Below are 21,355 nucleotides of genomic sequence, written 5' to 3'. Positions count from 1 at the left end.
TGGCCGACGGCTCGCGCACGCTCACCTGGACGCCGGCCAACCAGCTTGGCAGCGTCACCCAGTCCGGTTCTGACGTCAGCTTCTCCTACGGTCCTGACGGATCGCGGGTGAAGAAGGCCTGGGCCTTCGGCACCACGCTTTATGCCGGCGCCGATGTCGAGATCGATGCGACCACCGCCGGATCGGAGAGCTACACGCTCTACCCGCATCCCGACATCAAGATCACCGCAACCGCATCAGCCCAGACGGCCAAGTTCTTCCTGCATCGCGATCATCTGTCGTCGGTCAGGACCGTCACCGACGAGGCAGGAGCAGAGACCGAGAAGACGGCTTACGTCTCCTATGGCGAGCCGACCAACCAGGCCATGGTCACCAAGAAGGGCTATATCGGTGAGCGCTTCGATGCCGAAACAGGCCTCATGTATCTCAACGCACGATACTACGATCCGGCATTCGGGAGATTCATTCCCCAGGACGACCAGGCAGGAGGTCCCGAGCCAGAAGCAAACGGGGCAAGCTCTGCATCGCGGGCTGAACCGCAAGCGAAACCGGACGCCGTCCGATGACGGCGCCATTCAAAAGCGGCGGCACCACCGCCTTCAGCAGAGCTATCACACGCTTCAAAAAGTGGCAGGCATCAATGACGAATTCGATCAAGCGGGGACCTGTCATGAAATTGTTCTCGAAGGGCCTGTGGGCTCGCGTTATGAGTGTGCTGTTAGTCTGCAGCATGGTGTCCGTCTCTTTCGGGCCAGCCGCAAACGCCCGCTTCATCTCGCCCGACGACTGGGATCCCACGAAAGAAGGCGTCGGAACTAACCGTTATGCCTATGCAGCCAATGATCCGGTCAATCGGAGTGATCCGTCGGGCCATATTGCACCGGCAGTAGCGGCCGTCGGCGCGTGGTGCTCAAGCGGGGGATGCGCTGCGGTAGCAGCTTACCTGAGCGAAGCTCTGCTTGGCACAGCCGTCGGAACCGCTCTTGGCGCTCTGGGAATTTCTATTATGAGCGGATGGGGCGACGAGTATGAGATCGGTGTCTTAGGCGAAGAATACGATGCGCGGAGCGGAAAACTAAAAAGTAATGATCTGCCTACTTCCGTGCCAAAGGACATCACTGACGAGCAACTCGATGACCTTATAGATAGAGCATACGACAGCTTGGGCGTTCGAGAAAACGAGCAGCGCTTCGGAAGTAGAGATCGCGGAACGGTCAAGGGACACCAAGAGCGCATAGAGCGGGAAGAGAAATATGCCGATATGCTCGAGAAAGAGCGCGAAAAGCGCGGTAAGGAACGAGATGAGAGTGGGAGAAAGTCAGAATCTAAAAACGAGAAAGAAAGTAATAAAGGTGACGGAGAAGGAAAAGGAGGAGATGGAAGCGGCGACAAGCAGAGTGGGCCAGGGAAAAAGTAGGTTTTAGGCTAAGATAATGCACGAGGGCATGTGTAAAATGCAGACTTCCGAAATCGTCGCTGAGCTTTCCAAGGGCGGGCTTACCGCTAGCGAAGCCTACGATTTTGAACAAGCTTTATTTACGAGGTGGCGGGAAGGTAAAGATTTGGCACCACTTGTCAATCTGTTGGCCTCAGAGATCACCGACCAACGAATGCGAGGTATCTACTACCTTGGTGAGTTGGCTCGATTTGTACCAGAATTAAATGAGGCTGCGCTGCTGCTAGCTGACGATCCGCTAGCACAGGGGCGACGTGCCTTCGTGATTTACGTTGGGCGATCGAATGTGAACGAGCAAAGGACGTTGGTTGGATTGGCGACCTGCCTCATCGACCTGGACTTAAATGTCAGAGCTTCAGTATTAGCTTGGTCTGTATCCACGACTGACGAGGCGTTTATTAATTTTTCTAGTTTAGTCCAAGGCGGCCAAGGTGCAATCAAGTCACGCAAGTGGAGAGAATACGATATGGCACGCGGAGCCAGAGGTTTGCAGATAGCAAGCAGAATACGATCTGGCGATGCCTTGGATTTGATCCGCCGAGAGACCCCCGGCGAAGATAGTTACACGTTTGACTACCTCAAATCCTACGTGCGGCGCCTAAGAACTCATAGAGAACCTTCGTCTAGCGAACCTTGAATTGTGAGCGGGCTTTGGCTGCTGATCTTTTATCCAGCCGCCGAGGATACGCTCGCCTCATCGAGAGCGCTTCCCAGCATTTCCTCCAGGTTGACGTATTACAGCCATGCCGAAGTAGCGAAACTGGTGCGCTGGGCGTACCGGGCCAGAAACGATGCGATAAGCTCCATAGGTCATAAGACCCCGGAGCATCTGGGTCGGTTTATATTGATCGCCGTTCACACAGGCATCCGTGTCGAGAAGATCGAACAGGCTTCCTTCGAAAATGGTTATGGCCGTCCGTCGATGGATGTTGAGAGTGGGATTTTTATAGGGCAGAGGTTGTGAACAAGACGCCGCTGAACAAGAGATGCGATCCCGTTATACCTGATCGCCTATTGCATCACCTTCGTCGCTGGAAGAAGGAGGGTTCAGTGAATGTGATTGAGCACAATGGTAAACCCGGTTGGACGCGCCTGCGTTCTATACGCTGAAATATAAAGTGTTTTCGAGAGGCGGGCTAAGGAGGTCAATCGCCACACCTTCAGACATACATGCGCCAGCTGGCTGATGGAAAAACATATAGCGCTCGACATTATCGCAAGCTACTTGTCCACGACAGAAGAGGTTATTAAAGCCGTTTACGGCCATCTCTCTCCCGACTTCCATCAGGAAGTCAATGATGCGCAAAAGGCCGCCCGGAAAAAGGGTTGCTCACGCGCGATAGAAAATATCCATCAATGTTTAATAGATCGCCAAAATGCCCCGTCACCAAAGGCCCGGACTTTTCCCCGATGGATCGAATCCGCCAGTTTCCGATCGCGTATTGTCACGCTGATCTTCTCCAGATTGACTTGTCGGACTACGAAAGGAGCTCCCCGGCTCTATTCCATTTCTTTCAAGTTGGTCTCGCAGGCGAGCCATCGCATCTTTGTCTTCATCAATATTCTTGATGTTCCATTGATTAGCAGGTACGCCTGCTCTTTGAAGTGAAACTGCGCTTCTCGTATTCGCGATATAGCTCTGGCCGTTGATGGTGCCTACCTGGACTTCTACGCTAGCAGGGGAAACTTGTCCCGATTTGATGGAGTTTGACAGGTCCGTAATAGTGTTAATAGGTGTGCCAGCCATCTTAGAGAGTTCCTGCCTCCCAATCTTGCTAAAGGTCTCTCTATAGTCACGCTGAGCAAAGCTCATTCCGCCGAGTGCTTGGGCTTGGGCTTGCCCTATAATGGCAGCACCGGCCATTGTCGCAGCTAGTCCTTTAAGGCCCGGATCGCCAAGGTTTGGACTTAGTTCATGAATCTGTACGGCCCTATCATTTATGCCGGGGTGTGGATCCATAAAGTCTGGGACACCATCCTGATCCATATCTGAAGGGTCGAGAGGCGGACCTCCATTGTGTCCCATCTGATGACCATTGGGATCGCTTTTGTTAATCGGATCATTGGCTGAATAAGAGTAACGATTTGTTCCTACACCCTGTTTAGTAGGGTCCCAATCGTCCGGCGATATGAACCTGGCGTTCGCGATTGTCGAAGATGCCGCGACCCCAGAAAGGACGATGGAAAAAGCTAAGAAAAAATGAGTAAAAGCAATAACTAAACGCCTCATAAAAAAGCCCCAGAATCAAAATTTACCCCGATATTTTCAACCAATGGTTTTTTATAGGGTGGCAGTCAACTCGGTTGTTTATAAAATTTTCGCACCTGATAATTTGCCGCAACTGCACGTTTTTTGTATCAAAGGAACACTAAGTGTCTGATTTGAAGTTTCTTCATCTCAATAAAGACTGGAATGCCCAACCTAATGCGCCGCTACCAGAGGTCCGAACGGAAGGGGGAGTGGTTCAGCTGCAATTCATTCTCAATTCTTATTCGTATTCCGCAATCGATGGCGAATTGGGGTTCCTAACTTTCAGCGGGTGTAAAGCATGGCGTTTGGGTTATCCCAATGACGAAGGTTGGTACGATGGTGATTGCCGATACGGAAAATCTGCGCCTAAATGGGGTGAGTTTTACGAGCTGACAGGGCCTGACCCTCTTTTGCATGCGGTGAATGACTGGGTCCCGGTGTCGACACCTGATCAAGGCAGAAGGCATTTTTTGTTTTATCTGCGCGATGAGACATTCGAATGCTTGGCCGAGAATTGGATTTTTGAGCGTGGTACGCCAACCATGAAGCTTCCCTACCTCGCCTCTCTGCTTCATTAGATAATCGTTGCCATAAATCATATCTCGTAAGCCAGCCTGACTGTCCCTAACGATATCTAACGGAACAACAGAAAAAAGAAGGAACGAACGGGCATAAAATGGGTTTTCAGAGCGCTGGCATTTTTGCTGTGTTCCCCGTAGTTCGAGCCAGACGCTTTTTCCTCATCCGCGGCTAGATTGCTTCGTATCCAACACCAAGTTGGTTTTGAAGCCTGAGCTTTTGGCGAGAGATTTGTTCGCAGTCTTCAAAGGTTGGGATCTGATTGTCGAATCAACATGCCATGGTTGGCATATCGCGAAGAGCAAGGCGGAGCGCCTTTCGGCGAGGTCTTCGGCTTGAGTTGATGTTGTGCCTACTATGTCCACAATCGACCGCGGGTCATCACGCATTATAATTTGTCGGGCACCAGCCTATCTCGGGGGGTGGTCGGCACACCGCGTACGCTTTGGCTGCCACGGCGCCACAATCACGACTATCTCGGCTTCATCGGGCGATGGCTGGGACCAAAGGCTACAACCGCACGCCCGGACTGCGTTCCATGAATTTGTGCGATGCAACAAGCATTGCTTCCCAGTTGGTTACGCTATCTGGTCTGCCCGTCGCCGGGCCACATCAGCCTCGACGAGCAAGCTTGGCTTCAGTGCACGTGAGACACGATTGCCATCACTCGTCACTCTGCGGTCGCTGGCAAAACCTCGAATCGCCACAGGCGGGCTGTCTGGAAGTAGTGCCAAGCAAAGTCCCTGACCTGATCGGCAGTGACCTTTCTGTATCCGTCGAGACTATCGCGGATCAGGTCAAGCTGTCTCGGGTCGCTTGCATTCTGAAGATACTCGATCCAGTATTCGTTGCTTTGCTGCTGGTGCCTCAGCGTCTCAATTGCGGGCTCTGTCGCTCGTGCTAGCTCGTCCTCGGTCACAGGAGTTGATCCGAGATCCGCAGCAACATTTTCAAAGAGCGTGTAGAAGCTGTCGACCTTTTCAGGCGTTGTCTCGAGATAGAAATAGGCAAATCCGTAGCCTGCGAGATAAGTCGAAAGATCGACATTTCCCTGTAAGGAATATGTCGCCCCTTCCGCGATGCGGAACTTATCTATCAGCCGGTTCTCAAATATCTGGGTTGAGATATCAGCAACGAACGAACGCGGAATATCGGAAAGCAGGTCGCCGATCGACAAACCGACAGCGATTGCCGCCGTATCATCTCGACCGGTATGTGTTTCAACCACGGCTCGCTCAGTCGCGGCAGGAAAACGGACACTTCCTTGATGCGGTAATGTCTGAGCGACGGGACGCTGCGGTAAGGCGCCGAACGTATTCATCGTCAATCGAATGGCATCATCGACTGCGACGTCTCCAACGATCAGAATGTCGATTGGGCCTTTGGAAAGCAGCGGGCGAAACACAGCATCGAACTGGTCGACAGTTGCTGCCGAAAGCTCTGCGCGATCGGGAAATGTCCAGCGAGGGTCTCTGGAATGTACCAGACCCGCAAAGTCACGACGCAGGACGCCACTGGGGGTCGCCGTATATTGATCAAAGCCACTCAGATAGGCCTGCTGCACTCGCTTGAATGCTTCAGGCCGATAAGCTGGATCAGATGTGTAGGCAGCCATAAGCTGCATCTGGATCTCGAGATCTTCGGTGCGGGTTCGGCCATCAAACAGAAAGGAACCATCGCCAACCGAGAAGTCGATACCGACAGACTTGGAGGCCAGGACTTTCTGGATGTCCTGAAAGTCGATGGCCTTTGTGCCGGAAAGGACTATCGCGGGAGATGCCCAGATTGGAGTCGAGCGGTCATCCGGCATGGCCATCCGGCCGCCACCGATGTTTGCTCGGACAAGAACTTCATTTGCGCGTAGTTTTGTTGGCTTGATAGTCAGTCTTACACCGTTGGCAAAGCGCACCATTGTGAGCCCTAGATCATCGACGGCTCGGCGCTCGACAACCGCTCCCGGCTTACCGAACGAGGTATAGGGCCAGACTACATCATCGGCGTTGGAGGGCGCTGAAACGCTGACGGCGTTGGACGCGTGATAAGCTAGGCGAACTGCGTCGGCTGCGCCATCCGGCGCTTGCGTGGATTGAAGCAAGACCTGCGGACCATTTCCAGAGAACGTCCTACGAAGTACCTGATTGACCTCGGCTGTCGTCACTTCAGCGGCAAGCGTCTCGAACAGCGACAGATCATCGCCCGGCGATGTTAATACGGCATCGTTGTCCACGCTGTCTACCAACATAGAGGCGAGGTTCGTCGTCGTCCGCGTGGAGGCGGCCGCCGCTTCTGCCTGCAGAACAGAACGGTACTCAACAAGCTCCCGCTTTATCTCCGAGTCCAGTGCACCCAACTCCTTTATACGGCGCTGTTCCTGTTCAATTGCCGCCAGTGCAGCCGCCCATTTGAGCGGCTCTACGTTCGCCGTGACCACGGCAATGTGGGCGGATTTGAGAATATCCTGAGCACCTGCATTGGCGTTGATGAAGGGTGCATCCGCTTTGCTGGCAAGGGTGGATAAACGGCGCTGAAAAACCTGCAGGCCCAGATCCTCGATGAATTGATCGCGCCGTTTTGCCGTGGTATCGGGACTATCGTCGAACGGTCTCGTCCAGGCAATCTGTACGCTTGTCGTGTTCCCTGGAACGGCAACGATATCGAAAGTTTCGCCTTTGGTTTTTAGACTGCCTGTCTCGGCCGCCGGCGGATTGGCCGTCTCAGCCGTCCAGTCACCGAAGCGCTCGCGGATTTCGGCTTCCAACGTGGTTGGGTCGACATCTCCAACGATGACCAACGTTGCGCGATCCGGCCGATAATAATCCTTATAATATTGGCGCAGCAGTTCGACAGGCGCATTGCTGATGACGGCCGTCTTGCCTATCGGGGAGCGCATTGGCACGCGCTGGCCCTCTAGAAGGATGTTCATCGCAGCCATGCCGGCGCGGTATTGCGGTGTATCTCGCAGGCGTTCTTCTGAGAGAATAACGCCACGCTCGCGATCAAAGGCCGCCGCATCGAGTGTCAATTCGCTCGCCGTCTCCCGCATCAAGTTAAGGCCGATAGAAATCGTATCTGCATCGACTTGCGGGAGGTCAAGAGAATAGACGGTCTCACCATAGGAGGTGTGGGCGTTCGTATCGGGTCCGAAAGCCAGCCCTTTTCGCTGGAGGATACGAACCATTTCGTCCTCTCCGACACGGGTCGAGCCCTTGAAGGCCATGTGTTCGAGAAAATGCGCCAGCCCTTGCTGACTATCATTCTCGTCAAGGGAGCCGGAGCCGATGCGGAATCGGATAGACGCCTGTTTTGGCGGCGTCACGTTGCGCATGATCGCAAATCTCATTCCATTCGCAAGCGTCCCGAAATGGACAGCAGGATCCGGCGCTAGATCGCTCTGGGTATGTGGCCAGAGTTTGGCGGTATCCGCCGCCAACACCTCCGCAACGGAACCAAGGCTCACCGCCAGAATCGCAATGGCAACAATTGCGCGATTTATCGAGTTCGCTACAGGACTGAAAAATATCAAGGTTTGGAATCCGATTTGAGATGCGGGACTATGCCAAAGCTCACGTTTGGCTTCAAGCAGATGGGGTGCGTGAATCGGAACATGATGCGAAAGAAAACCGATGACTGGTGACTGGTGACTGCGTGGTCTGATTTCTAAAGACGTGGTTATGGCGAGTCACATAAATGTGACTCAGTGTCGCGAACCTGACTTCCGCCGCCCCAGGCTGACGTTTTTACTTGCGGTTGCAAGCGCCGGTCGCTCTATCTTCGACTGTTTTTATTGACTTTCTGATTCGCTTCGAGGGGCTCATGCGTTTCTTGTCTGTTCGTGTTGCGGCTTTTGCTGCCACGGTGTCGCTTTGCGTTTTTTCTGGATCCAGCCTGCCTTTTTCGAGCGCAGTGCGTGCGGCTGAGCAGGGACTTGGTGCAACCCGTGCGGGCTCACCTCCGCTGGGTGGGAGTCCTTCAGCATCTGGCGGTGTTGCTGCCGTGTCGGATGACAACCCATCTTCCAGCAGCTCATCGTCAACGGATAACCGAGATGTCGATCTGACGACTGTCGCGGGTCGGGCGGACGTGAAGACCAGCAAGCCCAGAGACGCGAAAGCACTTGGATCGGGTACGGCGCTTGGAAAGTCGAATGAGAGGGGCGGTGACGCAGAGACAAACGACGAGACCGATCTTGTAGGCAAGGATGAAGCGGTCGCAAAGCCGGAGGCAAAGGCCGCGTTAGCAGCGGCCGCCGCTACCTCTGACGCCACATCCAGGGATAACGCGCCAGACAAACCGACCATACCTGATATTACCGGAAACGGGTTCTTCACTCAGAAGATCGGCATCGATGTTCCGGCCTTCCGCGGGTTGGAGCCGAAGCTGACGCTCAGCTACAATTCTGGCCGCAAGACAAGGCTGGGTGGCCTCTATCAGGGATGGGCCGGTTATGCCTGGGGCATGGACGGCCTCGACGTCATCGAGCGTGCCACACCCGGCTACGGTGTTCCAGCTTATGACACTGGGGACATCTATCTGCTCAATGGAGAGGAACTGGTCGCCTGCACCACCGGTATGGTGGCGGGATCATGCCTTGCCGGCGGCACGCATGTGACGGAAGTCGAGAACTTCAAGCGCGTCGTGTTCGACAGTGCCACCAACACCTGGACGGTAACCGATCGCGATGGCACGCGTTCGGTGTTCAAGTCGGTGATGGAACTGACCGGATCGACACCTGCTGCCGAAAGCACCGACTACAAGCTTCAGCATGACGGCCGCTACCTGCTGGCGCAGGTGATTGATACCAACAACAATACCGTCTCTTATGCCTATACCTGCCCGCAGAGCCCTGTGTGCTATCCGAGCACGGTGACCTATGGCGGTGGTGCGAGCATCAACTTCCATTACGAGATCCGCCCCGACTGGCAGATCATGGCCAACGGCCTGAGCCTGTCCACAACGCGCTATCGCCTGATCACCATCGGGGTGAGTGCCGGTGGCTCGCTGCGCAGTGCCTACAAGCTGACCTATGATCAGGCGCCGATCTCGAACGTGTCACGGCTGACCAAAGTCGAGCAGTTCGGGAAAGGCTCGACGATTACCTCCGGTGTCGTCACCGGCACGAACGTCCGCACCATCCGGCAGATGACTTACGACAATGCAACGCTAACATATGCGTCGAAAACCCACGGCTTATCTGCTGGTGATCCGCGGCAAGATGCTGAAGTCTCGAACAGTCAGGTTAGCGATCTGAACTTTGATGGGAAGGACGAACTCTACGGCCAGTATGCTTACCAGGATTGTACTAACGACTGCCGATGGGTCAACACGCTTCGTGTATCCAACTTCACTAATGAAGGTATCGTCGCCTTCACAGGCTCAATCATCATTAGACAGAATGAAGATCGAGCAATTGACGCCTTGCGGATCGGGCGGTTCGTAGCAACTCGACCTTTCAGGGATATCGCATTCACTTACACCTGGTCGAAGATTGTTAGCCACGAACCGGTTCAATACACTGAGATTAAGGTAGCTAAGCCGACATCTAATCTCGCGTTAGGAGTCGTTGGTTGCGGGACAGAATATGGAGCGGCATGCAGCAAGCTCGCCGACCCAAAATACGCAGCACTAGATCACGACGGCGACGGGTACGACACTGTTTTCGACTTGAAGAAGGATATTCTGAACGTTGCGGATCTTTTCGGGAACGGTCGACAGGGAGCCTTCCTGGCCGGTAATCCGGTTCGGCTTCGTTATTATGTAAATGGCGTATGGAAAGAAGTGACCGGACCCATTGAATGCCAGACCTACAGAAGCACTGCCAGCTCCGCATGCGCCTTCGGTGACGTTAACGGCGATGGCCTGCCAGATATTCTGCATTCGTCGTCCGGGAAAAACACACGCATTTGGCTTTCAACCGGTCAGGGATTTGTTCTCAGTACGAGCTCTATCAGCACCGGCGCCACGCCGACGTTTCGTGACCTCGACAACGATGGCCGAATGGATATCGTGACCGGTGACGGCACCTTACGTGCTTGGTATATTCGGTTTGACGCAAATGGAGGAACTCTTGTCAAGGATCCTACGTTCGGCTTCAAGAGTGGCCGTTTGTCGGGCGATTTCAACGGGGACGGCCTTCCGGATTTTCTTCGCAGCGGAACAGCGATGTGGATTTCGCAGGCTGGCAGTGGCAATCCGAACCTGATGCGGAGTGTGACGCTGCAGACCGGTGGAGTCGTGTCTGTGGATTACACGCCATCGACGCGCTGGATGAATACGTTCATGCCGCAGGTCCTGCATGCAGTGACGCAGATGCGGGTGAGTGACGGCCGCGGCACGGTTGCAACGACCGACTACGCCTATGCCGGCGGTCTCTACGATCCGGCGGCCCGCAAGTTCCTTGGTTACAGGACGATCACCGTGACGAAGCCTGCCGCCAATGGCGAGGCGTCACGACCGGTGGTGACGACCACCTATCGCCAGGATCTTGCCAGCTATGGTCTTCCCGAGACGACGGTATCGCACAATGGCGAGAGTACCGCGACCAAGACGGTGGTCGACACCTACAGCGTCAACGCCACGACCAAGCCCTATCGCGCCTTCGACACCGTCACCGAGACGACCTTGAACGAGGGCGGCGCCTCCCTGGTGCTGCGCAAGGAACGGGCTTTCGACAATTACGGCAATGTCACACAGATCAGAGATCTCGGTCGCACCGATGTCTCTGGCGACGAGACCAGAACAAGTTTCTTGTTCAATCCAAACCTGTCAGCATATATCGTCTCGCTTCCGACGACAAAGGAAGTCCGCAACGCGGCAACCGATACGGTGCTCAGCTACGAGGGCTTTTATTACGACGGCTTCGGATGTTGCAGCGCACCTCCGCCGGTTAAGGGAAACCTGACAATCTGGGACCCGGTCCACAAATATGGCGGTGTCGATGGGGTATGGGCAAGTCGTCCTGTTGTCTACGGATATGACGGTGTTGGCAATCGCATCTCGCAAACAGATGCGGATGGCAGCCGGACCGAATGGGACTATGACCCGCAATATCAACTTCGTGTCGTTGCTGAACGAGCACCGCGATTCTTTGCGACAGGAGGACAGCCTGCCGACACCCGCTTCGTTACCACCTCTTCCAATGACAATGTTTGCGGCAAGCCGTCAAGCAAGACTGACTGGAACGGTATCGTCGAGACTTACGCTTACGACCCCTTCTGCCGACCGTTTGAATACGCTCATTCCGGTACCGGCAAATACGTCCATACCCGTTACGAAAACGAAGGCAATCCCGGCACACAAGCCGTTGTGAGCTATGAAGCATCGACATCGAACGGCCTTGTGGACCTCTTTACCCGCATCTTTTACGATGGCCTCGGTCGCCCTTGGCGAGTTCAAACGCCCGGCGATGCCGTCGAGTCGCCTACGCGTTTGAGCGATACACTCTATGATGCGCGGGGCAACATCAAGCAAACCACTTTTGCACGCTTCGAGAACGAGCCGGCTTATTGGGCTGTCAATTCATATGATTGGCAGGACCGGTTGACGAGAACGCTCAATCCTGACGGAACACAGAAAACCTACAGATATCAACTGGCGACAGATACGGCTTTATGGGGATCGTATGATGTTGCTTATTTGGGAACCTGGAAACAAGACGAACTCGGACAGCTTTCGTATCACATCACAAGCACGACCGGCCACGAGATTGCAATCGTGCGAGTGCCGAATGGATCCTGGTTGATAGAGCAGGCCCGCACGTACGACGCTCTGGGGCGTTTGTTGCTTGTTTTTGACGGTGAGGGCGCGCACTGGAAATACACTTACGATCTTGTCGGCAACCGATTGACGGCGAGCGATCCGGATCTCGGTGACTGGAGCTATGCCTATGACAACGCCAATCGCCTGGTCCGGCAGGTGGATGCCAGAGGCGCAGTGACCATTCTCAACTACGACCAGATGGGTCGACTTCTCACGAAGCAAGTACAGGCAGCCGGAGAGCCAACGCCAACCACTGTTACCAGCAACATATATGATCAGATCGATCAGCCTCCGGTCTTCGCGTACCAGACGCATCAGGTTGGTGTGCTGACTACATCTGTGGGCAATGGCGTGACCCAGCGTTTCGGCCGGCACTTCGCCGGCTGGGGCACCGTCCTTGCGCAAGCATTCGAGATCGACGGCCTTTCTTATAGTGAGATAAAGGCTCAAGGTCGCCAGGATAAACCTGGCTGGCAAATCTACCTGAACAACGCTGTTCCTGTCGGCATGTCGTCGCCTTACTGGTATTACAACGCAGCCGATCTCTTGTACTCAATTCCCGATTACATTCTGTCGACGAGCTATGAGGCTGATGGCCAGACACGTCAGATCAGCTATGCCAATGGTGTAACGACCACATTCAATTACTCGCCACAACGCCGTTGGCTGACACGGGTAACGACCCAAAAGGGCGCTACAGTGCTGATGGATAATCAGTACACGCGGAATGCGATCGGCCAGATCACCGCAATCACCGGGCTGACCCCGGCTGAAAGCTGGACTTACACTTACTCCAATGACGGCTTCAACCGGTTGGCAAGTGCGGACAATCTTGGCGACAACAGCCTTGATGAGACCTACGGCTATTCACTGAACGGTAACCTCACATATCGCTCCCGGATGGGCAACTATGTCTATCCCGCCGCCGGCGCTGTGCGTCCACATGCGGCAAGCCAGATCGGGGCGAAGTCGGTTTCCTACGACGCCAACGGCAATATGCTCTCGGACGGTTCGCGCTCACTGACCTGGAATGGTGCGAACCAGCTGTCGAGCGTCACTGAGAATGGCCAGGCAGTCAATTTTACCTATGGTCCGGACGGATCACGGGTTAAGAAGGCCTGGACCTTCGCCACGACGCTTTATGCCGGTGCAGATGTCGAGATCGATAATACGATCCCAGGGTCGCCGAGCTATACGCTCTACCCGCATCCCGACATCAAGATCACTGCAACCTCAGCTGGACCAACCGCGAAGTTCTTCCTGCATCGCGATCATCTGTCGTCGGTCAGGATCGTCACCGACGGGGCCGGAACTGAGACCGAGAAGACCGCTTACGTCTCCTATGGTGAGCCGACCAACAAGGCCATGGCGACGAAGAAGGGCTATATCGGTGAGCGCTTCGATGCCGAGACAGGTCTCATGTATCTCAATGCACGGTACTACGATCCGGCGTTTGGAAGGTTCGTTCCAGAGGATGAGGCGGCAAATATCAAGGTCGATGCAAGACCAACTGCCACAACACCGCAAGCCCACCTGCAAGCGCAAACGGCAGCCGTGAAATGACAGCACAGTCATCAATCGATGGTGCCGCAGGCTCCACCGTCATAGAGAGGGCCGCGGGTTGGCCTAGTTCCTTTAAGTTGGCCCACCGGTCTAAACTACTGAAATCCGTGGCGGTCTCCATATGCCTCGCGATTTTGCTGTTTCAACTCGGGGTATTACCTTCCGCGTCCCAGACGGTGGAGGATACCGGGCCTCTGCAACAGCAGGTCGAAGCTTTGTTCGACCCCTCCCACACCCTACTCGACGTGAAACTGGCTGTTGACGGCATGGTTGATCCATCCGGGAATACGGAGGCGATCAACGACATGGTCGATGACATGGCGGCTGAAATCACAGGCATGGCTGGTGAAGGGGCAGAGAGTGCCGCAAAGCTCGCCAGCCTGAAACGATATCTCTACGAAAGCGGTGCTTGGAACGGCAATAGGCCATTCCAGTACGATCTCGGCGATCCACTCGGGATAAAGCCCGCGAACCGGCTGCTGCAACGCTACCTGACGACCCGGCGCGGCAACTGCATCACGATGCCGCTACTCTTCGTGGCACTCGGCCAACGCCTTGGCCTCCGTATGACATTATCCGTGGCACCGCTTCACGTCTTCGTCAAATATACGGACGATACAGGAAAGGTTTGGAATCTGGAGCCGACCAGTGGCGGCGGTTTTACGCGCGATGAGTGGTATCGCCAGAAACTGCCGATGTCTGATCGGGCTGTTGCAAATGGCGTCTATTTGCGTGCCCTAACGCATATGGAATCCGCGGTGGTGATCGCATCGTTTCTGGTCGAACGCTATGTCGATACCGGCCAGTTCGAAGCCGCACTGGCGGTTTCGGATGTGCTCCTGCAGCATTATCCCAATTTTGCCTATGGCGTGGTCAAACAAGGGAGCGCCTATAGCGGCCTGCTGCACCGCGAGCTCGCCGGGAAATACACACGCATGGAGGACGTCCCTCCTGATCTGAAGGTTAAGGCCAATCAGTGGTACGGGCGGAATATCGAAGCATTTGCTAGAGCCGAAGCCTTGGGGTGGCGACCGCAGGACGGTCAGATTCAATAACGAACGCATTTAAGCAGGGGCTATTTTATGAAATCGCTTTGTGGGGGCATGGTGGCTCGTCTCTTGGTGGTGCTGCTCGTCGGCAGCATGGTGTCCGTGTCGTTCGGATCGGCCGCCAACGCGCGGTTCATCTCACCGGATGACTGGGATCCGACACTCGAGGGCGTCGGGACAAACCGATATGCCTACGCCCAGAACGACCCAGTCAATAAGTCAGATCCGAATGGGCATTCTATAAGTCCTGACGCCTCCGATTATGGGAGTGAAGGCACAGGAGGTGGAGAAGGAGGCAAGCAAGCCGAGACCGAGGTATCAAAAGACTTTGCAGAGGATACGGCTGGGCAATTTGGAGATCGGGAAAAAGATAAGAAGACCGAGACTCAGATTTCCGGAAATCCACATCCTGGGGACAAGGATGGGGATGGTACACCGGACGCGATGGACCTTGACTCGCCGCCAGAATTGTTTGGGCCAATCACCGTTGGGCCGAATCCTTTAACTGAGAATTTCGGTCCAGCAAAAATACATCACCCGGGAACGATTGGTCCGATTGGTGGCATTAGATCGGGTGTAGATCCGCGAAGCTTGTCCCCTGCCCATCCTATCGGTGGACGTGCTTCTAGTAGAAACGTTGATGAAATATCCAAAAGCATGCGCGCCAATGGGTATATCGGCAAACCGATCGATGTAATAGAGTATAATGGTCGAACTATCGTAGTTGATGGACACCACAGAACAGCGGCAGCGAATCGTACTGGAACGGCTGTTGACGTTCGAACGGTTAGTCCAAGCGAGTTTCCAATGGGTTCAGGTGGGTGGAAGTCAATTCAGGACGTAATAAATGGTGCTAATAACTTCACTGGAAATAGCCTATCAAGGCCAGGCCGTAGATGATCGACGAATTTGAGAAGTTGACCAACGAATACGTCGCAGAAGTAATTTTTTGCATCTCGTTATTTAGCCGACAGTTCCGACGAAAAGATGTCATCAAAGCATGGCGCGATGGAGTAGTGCCTCAAGCTGGCGTACTTCCCGGAAACATTCGATACCAACTTCACGGCAAAGGCTGCCAAGTTGAATTCACAGACCACGACGTCGACTTCGATTTCCTCGATTGGGATGGCAATTACGGTTTCGATAGCTGGAAATTATGGATGTTTGCTAAGCAATTTACAGAGCGATACCCTTCCCTGCAGACACTCGAGTCAGTCGAATACAACTTGCAAAGATGCGTTATGAGCGGGGCTATCGCAGCCGTCGGCGCTGATAACGATCTCTACGCGCTCGCCAATCGAAGCTCGAACACCTAATAGCTCCTGGGTTTGTAGACGCTTTCTTTCCTAATTTTGAGGCAGGAAGAGCATCATGAGCATCGAATTACGCTTGCTTGAAGAACCCGCCGAGCTGGCCAGCTAATGAAGACAAGTTACAAACCGATCCAGTTCTGAACGCGTGGGATGAAGGCGGCAAGTGCCTCCAAGAGCTGAGCATGCTCGTTATTGTGGAGTGGTCTTGGAAAGACGATAACGCTTCCGTGCCCGGTCATGAACGTTATGCACCCCTTCGACGACTTTGATGCCGTGGCGTTTTGCCCGCAATCGAACGACATGGGAAGCTCTTAGCCCAATTCCGGATTGGCGTGCAGATCGCGACGCCAAGCTATGATTTCCTTGTCATGGTGACCTGCGTTCATGTCATCCGAGATCGAACGCCTGCGACCTCAACTTTCCGGCCTTCATAAGGTGTTGCAGCGTATATGAAGCCGAAAGCGCATCGTCGAGGGCGTCATGACCCTGCAAAGGCGGATGCTGGACATCGTATCAACCTCAATGAGATAGGCTCGCAGGCGCCCATTTTCCAGCTGGTCGAGCGTTCGATTCCTCTCAAGGCGAAGGTGGCTTAAGCTGATGCCAGCGTGATTTGCTGGAGCCTGCGAGTGGTGCACGCTCGAGTTGCCAGTTTTCTCGGCCGAGGCCGATCGAGCGATATCGACAGTCTATTTCAAGGTATCGATTTAAAGGAGCTTTAGATCGCTCTCAAGCCTGCATTGACGGCCCACGCGCACCGTCATAGGCGGGCAAAGATAGTGATGCATACAGAAATAGCGCCTTTGTCCAAGGTGAAGCAATGACAGGCGCGGAGAATATTTAACAATTTTCTGTCATATTAAATGTAATGTTCCTACTTCTGCCGACCAATACCCGTGGAACTGAACGTGTTAACGACCGCCGATGAATGGCATCCTATGGCGCTTCAGAACCGGATCGTCCTGGCGCGACGTGCCAGAGCGTTATGGCCCGCGCACGACGCTCTACAATCGGTTTTCCCGTTGGCGCAAAGCCTTTGTCTGGATCGCCTTCTGGACGCCGTTCAAAGCAGTACGACGGTGATATCGTGATGATCGATTCATCCGGTGCCCGCGTTCAGCTGCATGGTGCCAACGCTAAAAAGAGGATCTGCCGATCCTTGCATGGGACGTTCGCGTGGCGGCATAACCACTAATATCCACGCATTCGTCGATGCAGACGGTTTGCCGGTTCGGCTGGAATTAACTGCAGGTCAGGCTGCTGATGCTCCCATGGCTGGGAAGCGCTGAGCGACGTTCAGCCAGGACCAACGATCCTTGCAAACAAGGCATGTGACACCGATGAAATTCGTAGCTTTGCCAAACAACGCAAGTGCTGGGCGAACATCCCCGCCAAGACCAATCGCAAAAAATACATTCAGCTTCAGTCGATGGGTTTACCGTCAACGCAATCAGGTAGAGCGCTTCTTCGATCGCATCAGGGGCGATGAAGATCGGACCCGGATCTGAGCAGCAAGTTTCGGGAAACAGGGCGGACCATGTGTGTCCGGCCTGAACGGCTACACTGTAGGACTTCCGCTGCAGCATACCTGCTACGGTAAGCCGCATCTGTTTACTACGCTGTAACTATCTAACTTCTCAACGTCTTAACCGCAGGCATCTATTACTTGGCCAATCTCTTTGCAGGTCGCTCAGATGCCCAAATATCTAAATTCTAACTGGTTCCTTCGTTGGGCAATTCCCGCCATACTTTCCATCTTGATCTTTGGTCTCCTCTTCGCAACGCTGGATTGGGCGACCAGCAAAGCTGATGAAGTAGCTGTGGCACGCCAGAGAGATCTCGTTACTCTCGTTGTTTCCAAGATCAGGTCGGGAGTAGCTCACGAGCAAGAAAGCGTGACGGTTTGGGATGAAGCTATCCGCCGAGCGGCGGAGCGAGACCATGATTGGCTAGATGCCAACCTCGGGGCTTGGATGCATACATATTTCGGGCACGACGCGGCAGTGGTGCTCGGACAAGATTTTAGGCCGCTGTATCAATTTATTGCCGAAGATGGACATCCGCCGCGAACGGACGACCTCGCTCAGGCGTATCTGCCGCTTGCGCAGCGGCTACAGCAGCGACTCGCTGCAGGGGACACAGAAGGCATCAACGATCGAAATCTCTCAATCGGTGAGGCCGACTTGGTCTACGTTGGTTTCCGTCCAGCAGTCGTCAGTGTGAAACCGATCGTCTCAGATACCGGTAACGTAGAACAGGTCCCAGGCAGCGAGAAGCTGCACGTCGCCGTGCGCTTCCTTGACAGGGATTTGCCTCCATCGATCGGCCAGGAATACCAACTCGCTTCTCTCGAGTTTGACGTTCAACAGCCAAAGGAGGAAGGGCTATCATTCGTCCCTCTCAAGGCGCGTTCCGGAGCAGTTGTAGGCTACTTTCACTGGACTCCATTTCGGCCAGGACAAGACGTTCTGAAAGCCACCTTTCCAGTGCTCCTGATAGCTCTCACTGCCTTCTTTGGTGCATCGAGCATGGCGGGCGGGGCAATATGGCGTCGGTCGTGCAGGCTTGCGTCGAGTCAGGAAGCGCTTCGCCATCAGGCGAATCACGACAGCCTGACAGGTCTGGCCAACCGATCCTTCTTTAATGAACAGCTAGCCGCCCGGCTGGCAGAAGCGAATGTAGATGAGCAGCATTGTGTGCTTTTTGTTGACCTGGACCGCTTCAAGGAAGTCAACGACACCTTTGGCCACCCCACGGGCGACAAGATAATTTCCATGGCTGCTTTAAGAATGTCGGAGCTCCTTCCGCATTCCTTGATTGCTCGTATCGGCGGTGACGAGTTCACGTTGCTCCTGGATCAAACCTCTGCTGAGCAGGTAGATCAGATTGCTGACGATATCGTCAAATGTCTCAGGAGCCCATTCGAGCATGACGGGTTCCAAATCGTGATTGGAGCTAGCGTAGGTGTGGCTGTGGCCAAGGGCCGATGTGATCCTCTTGAGCTCACGCGTCAGGCTGACATCGCACTTTATCATGCCAAGGCGGCGGGAAAAAACACTTATGCGATTTTTGGCAGCCACATGGCCGAACTCCTTCGTAGGCGCAGCGCCCTCGAACACGATCTACGCGCTGCAATCAAGAATCGGGAGCAAATTGAGGTATTTTATCAGCCAGTCTACGCTGCCGTCGGCGCGGAGCTATGTGCCCTAGAAGCGCTGGTGCGTTGGAACCACCCAACCTTTGGATACATCAGCCCGCAAGAGTTCATTCCAATCGCTGAAGAAACCGGTCTTATCCATGAGATAGGCACCACAGTGCTGGATGACTCCTGCAGCGTTCTGTTTGAACTTCCACATATCACAGTTTCGATCAATGCTTCGGCGCTGGAGATGCAATCTCCTGCATACCCGCTGCGGATACTGACAGCGCTTTCCGAATGGCAAGTGAAACCAGAGAGGCTGGAAATAGAGCTTACTGAAAGCGTTGCCGCAGGCGACAGCGTTCAGCTTGAACTGAACATCAAAATGCTACGGAGCGCCGGCGTAAAAATCGCCATAGACGACTTTGGAACCGGTTACTCCTCTTTCTCTCGGGTTCAGAAATTTGCTGTCGATAGGCTCAAGATCGATAAATCCTTTGTCGACGACCTTGATCGAGGCGATAGCAACGCCACGATCGCCGCCATAATAACCATGGCTCAGAGGAAGGGGCTGAAGGTAACAGCTGAGGGCGTGGAGACGGCGGAGCAGCAGGAGCTGCTACGGGATCTTGGTTGCGATCATTTACAGGGCTTCCTACTTTCCCGCCCATTGACGCGCGGGGACATGATGGCATTGCTAAAGGTCCGAGCCGGCGCAACTGCATGACAGGCCGGAATGGAGCGACGTAGTCAACATGCGCGTTGCTCTCCACACTCCCGTCTATTATTATGTTCTAACAGACGATTCGGAACCACACATGTTGGCCATCCCCTTTGACGTTTCTGCTGCGGCCCGACCGCTCGGTACGTATGCCTGCGGCGAACGCCGTGTATGTCGCTCTACCTGAAGCGTATGGAGGCGAGCAGCTTTATCTGACCCGTCAGCCAGAGTGGCTCCGCCGTGCCAGGGTCGGCGGCGCAACCATTCCTCTGTTTTTGTGGGCTATCGATCAGCCTGACGTCGCAGGTAGCCAGCGTGGATTGCGCCAGTTGATTCCATCCAGGAGACAGCCGAGTTCGACGAACGGCATGTAGCTTGATGTCATAGACGAAGCTGCTTTGAAGATAGCAGTTCCGTGACGGCGAGCAAGGCGATCAGGAAAAGATCGAGCGCCTCAGGGCAGACCAGCCAAAATCAGAAGCGGTGCGGCCTACGCGGGATGGATACCTCTATACTCTCGATAGCCCCGTTCGTTTGACGATCGTACGAATACTTGCCGATCGTGAGATTTCCGTGGCTGCGCAGCCACTCAGCCATCTCCCAGCATCTAAAAAAATGCGTGAAAGAGGCGTAGTTCTGACCAGACGCAGTTCTCTACAATTTATTACTCGCTACCCACCGCTTCGCCAGCACGCATGCTCCTGGCTGTCGCTGACGGTCCACCGGGTGATCGCCACGCCTGATTAAATCACTTCGGGGTAGAGCAGTTTCAGCTAAACAACTCTTCTTCAGGCAATGCGTCCCACGCTTCTGTCTACGGTAACAACGATCACATTCAATCATTCTCCACACAATCGCTCGTCCGCGGGATGACGAAAAGACGTGTATTGGCGTTCGGATGAGAAGAACCACCAATAGGCTCGCCGACGGTTTGACAGCAGAGGGTCGGCGGTTCGGAAGGTCATAGCTTGCGCAAAACACTGCAGGCTCGGAACGCGCTCGACGTGTTCCAGCCAGCAGGAGCATACGGAGCGCCATCCTAAAAGCGCCCGGCAGGTCTACAGGTGGACGCCCTGGGGCGGCTACGAGACGCTATTTGTGGTCGATCGCGATTCCAACCGAGTGCTGAACGCCCAACCGCAAGATGCGTCATCATTCTGTAGCAATCTGTTACACGATCGAACCATATGTCACCTCATTTGCATCCTGATGTTACCGTACGGGCGTCATTCTGTCGGGGAGAGGATGGCGCCTCGGTTTGTAGGGGCTGGGTATCAGCATCAAGTGCGAAGGCGCGCACATTGATAGGTACGATCGAGTTAAGGTTTGAACGCTTTCTTGAACAGGCTTCCCCGCTTGCCGTTTCTGTAGGTAGAGGTCGCATGTCCTTCATAGGTTTGAGCAAGCCTTATCGGCCAAGGCTGCCATATTAAAATTTATTAATGGAGGAAATACGAATGAAACCAACTTTCAAGGCGATCCGCACGATGCTCCTCGCTGCCGGGGCGGCAGGTGTTCTTCTTGCGTCT

At 54.4% G+C, this 21,355-nt stretch carries 11 protein-coding genes and 2 pseudogenes; 10 read left to right on the top strand and 3 right to left on the bottom strand.

Features of this window, described 5'->3' with window-relative positions:
* From HNQ72_RS30070 to HNQ72_RS30060, 3 genes are all read left to right on the top strand, one after another.
* Positions 1-566: RHS repeat-associated core domain-containing protein (locus tag HNQ72_RS30070; protein WP_183998299.1), on the top strand; the 566-nt coding region annotated here is incomplete at its 5' end.
* Positions 563-1,417: an RHS repeat protein gene (locus HNQ72_RS30065; RefSeq protein ID WP_183998298.1), complete on the top strand. Its 855-nt coding sequence runs from the start codon at positions 563-565 to the stop codon at positions 1,415-1,417. The genes HNQ72_RS30070 and HNQ72_RS30065, both read left to right, overlap by 4 nt.
* Positions 1,418-1,454: 37 nt before the next feature.
* A complete protein-coding gene (locus HNQ72_RS30060; RefSeq protein ID WP_183998296.1) occupies positions 1,455-2,093 on the top strand; it encodes a hypothetical protein in 639 nt (212 codons plus the stop codon).
* 747 nt (positions 2,094-2,840) lie between these two features.
* Here the strand turns inward: HNQ72_RS30060 and HNQ72_RS30055 are convergent.
* The gene (locus tag HNQ72_RS30055) at positions 2,841-3,686 is read right to left on the bottom strand and encodes an RHS repeat-associated core domain-containing protein (RefSeq protein WP_183998294.1); all 846 of its coding nucleotides are present in this window, start codon (positions 3,684-3,686) and stop codon (positions 2,841-2,843) included.
* Positions 3,687-3,829: 143 nt separating this feature from the next.
* On the opposite strand from HNQ72_RS30055, the gene HNQ72_RS30050 reads away from it, so the two are divergent.
* On the top strand, positions 3,830-4,285 hold the full coding sequence (locus tag HNQ72_RS30050; protein WP_244654660.1) for a hypothetical protein: 456 nt from the start codon (positions 3,830-3,832) through the stop codon (positions 4,283-4,285).
* A 671-nt stretch (positions 4,286-4,956) separates the two neighbouring features.
* Here the strand turns inward: HNQ72_RS30050 and HNQ72_RS30045 are convergent.
* Positions 4,957-7,743, bottom strand: coding sequence for a M16 family metallopeptidase (locus HNQ72_RS30045; protein ID WP_244654662.1), 2,787 nt, complete (start codon positions 7,741-7,743; stop codon positions 4,957-4,959).
* Between the two features lie 290 nt (positions 7,744-8,033).
* Here HNQ72_RS30045 and HNQ72_RS30040 point away from each other — a divergent pair, with 290 nt between their 5' ends.
* From HNQ72_RS30040 to HNQ72_RS30025, 4 genes are read left to right on the top strand one after another with little or no spacing between them, the layout of a single operon-like run.
* A complete protein-coding gene (locus HNQ72_RS30040) occupies positions 8,034-13,604 on the top strand; it encodes a toxin TcdB middle/N-terminal domain-containing protein (protein WP_210319766.1) in 5,571 nt (1,856 codons plus the stop codon).
* Positions 13,601-14,659, top strand: a complete 1,059-nt coding sequence (locus HNQ72_RS30035; RefSeq protein WP_183998292.1) for a transglutaminase family protein — start codon at positions 13,601-13,603, stop codon at positions 14,657-14,659. The genes HNQ72_RS30040 and HNQ72_RS30035 overlap by 4 nt, the downstream gene beginning before the upstream one ends.
* A gap of 27 nt (positions 14,660-14,686) precedes the next feature.
* Complete coding sequence (locus HNQ72_RS30030) at positions 14,687-15,553, top strand: RHS repeat-associated core domain-containing protein (RefSeq protein ID WP_183998291.1); 867 nt, start codon at positions 14,687-14,689, stop codon at positions 15,551-15,553.
* Positions 15,550-15,969, top strand: coding sequence for a DUF6896 domain-containing protein (locus tag HNQ72_RS30025; RefSeq protein ID WP_183998290.1), 420 nt, complete (start codon positions 15,550-15,552; stop codon positions 15,967-15,969). Before HNQ72_RS30030 ends, HNQ72_RS30025 begins: the two co-directional genes overlap by 4 nt.
* A gap of 384 nt (positions 15,970-16,353) precedes the next feature.
* Here HNQ72_RS30025 and HNQ72_RS30880 read toward each other — a convergent pair.
* A pseudogene (locus tag HNQ72_RS30880) lies at positions 16,354-16,479 on the bottom strand (exonuclease); the annotation flags it as partial.
* A 355-nt stretch (positions 16,480-16,834) separates the two neighbouring features.
* Here HNQ72_RS30880 and HNQ72_RS31430 point away from each other — a divergent pair.
* Together HNQ72_RS31430 and HNQ72_RS30015 are read left to right on the top strand one after the other, a co-directional pair.
* Positions 16,835-17,459, top strand: a pseudogene (locus HNQ72_RS31430) (IS5 family transposase); the annotation flags it as partial.
* 201 nt (positions 17,460-17,660) lie between these two features.
* A complete protein-coding gene (locus tag HNQ72_RS30015; protein WP_183998287.1) occupies positions 17,661-19,832 on the top strand; it encodes a putative bifunctional diguanylate cyclase/phosphodiesterase in 2,172 nt (723 codons plus the stop codon).
* Positions 19,833-21,355 lie beyond the last annotated feature (1,523 nt).

It is taken from the genome of Aliirhizobium wenxiniae (assembly GCF_014201355.1).
GTDB lineage: Bacteria > Pseudomonadota > Alphaproteobacteria > Rhizobiales > Rhizobiaceae > Neorhizobium > Neorhizobium wenxiniae.
Note: the sequence above shows the minus strand (reverse complement) of the source record. Positions and strands in the feature narration are given on the sequence as shown.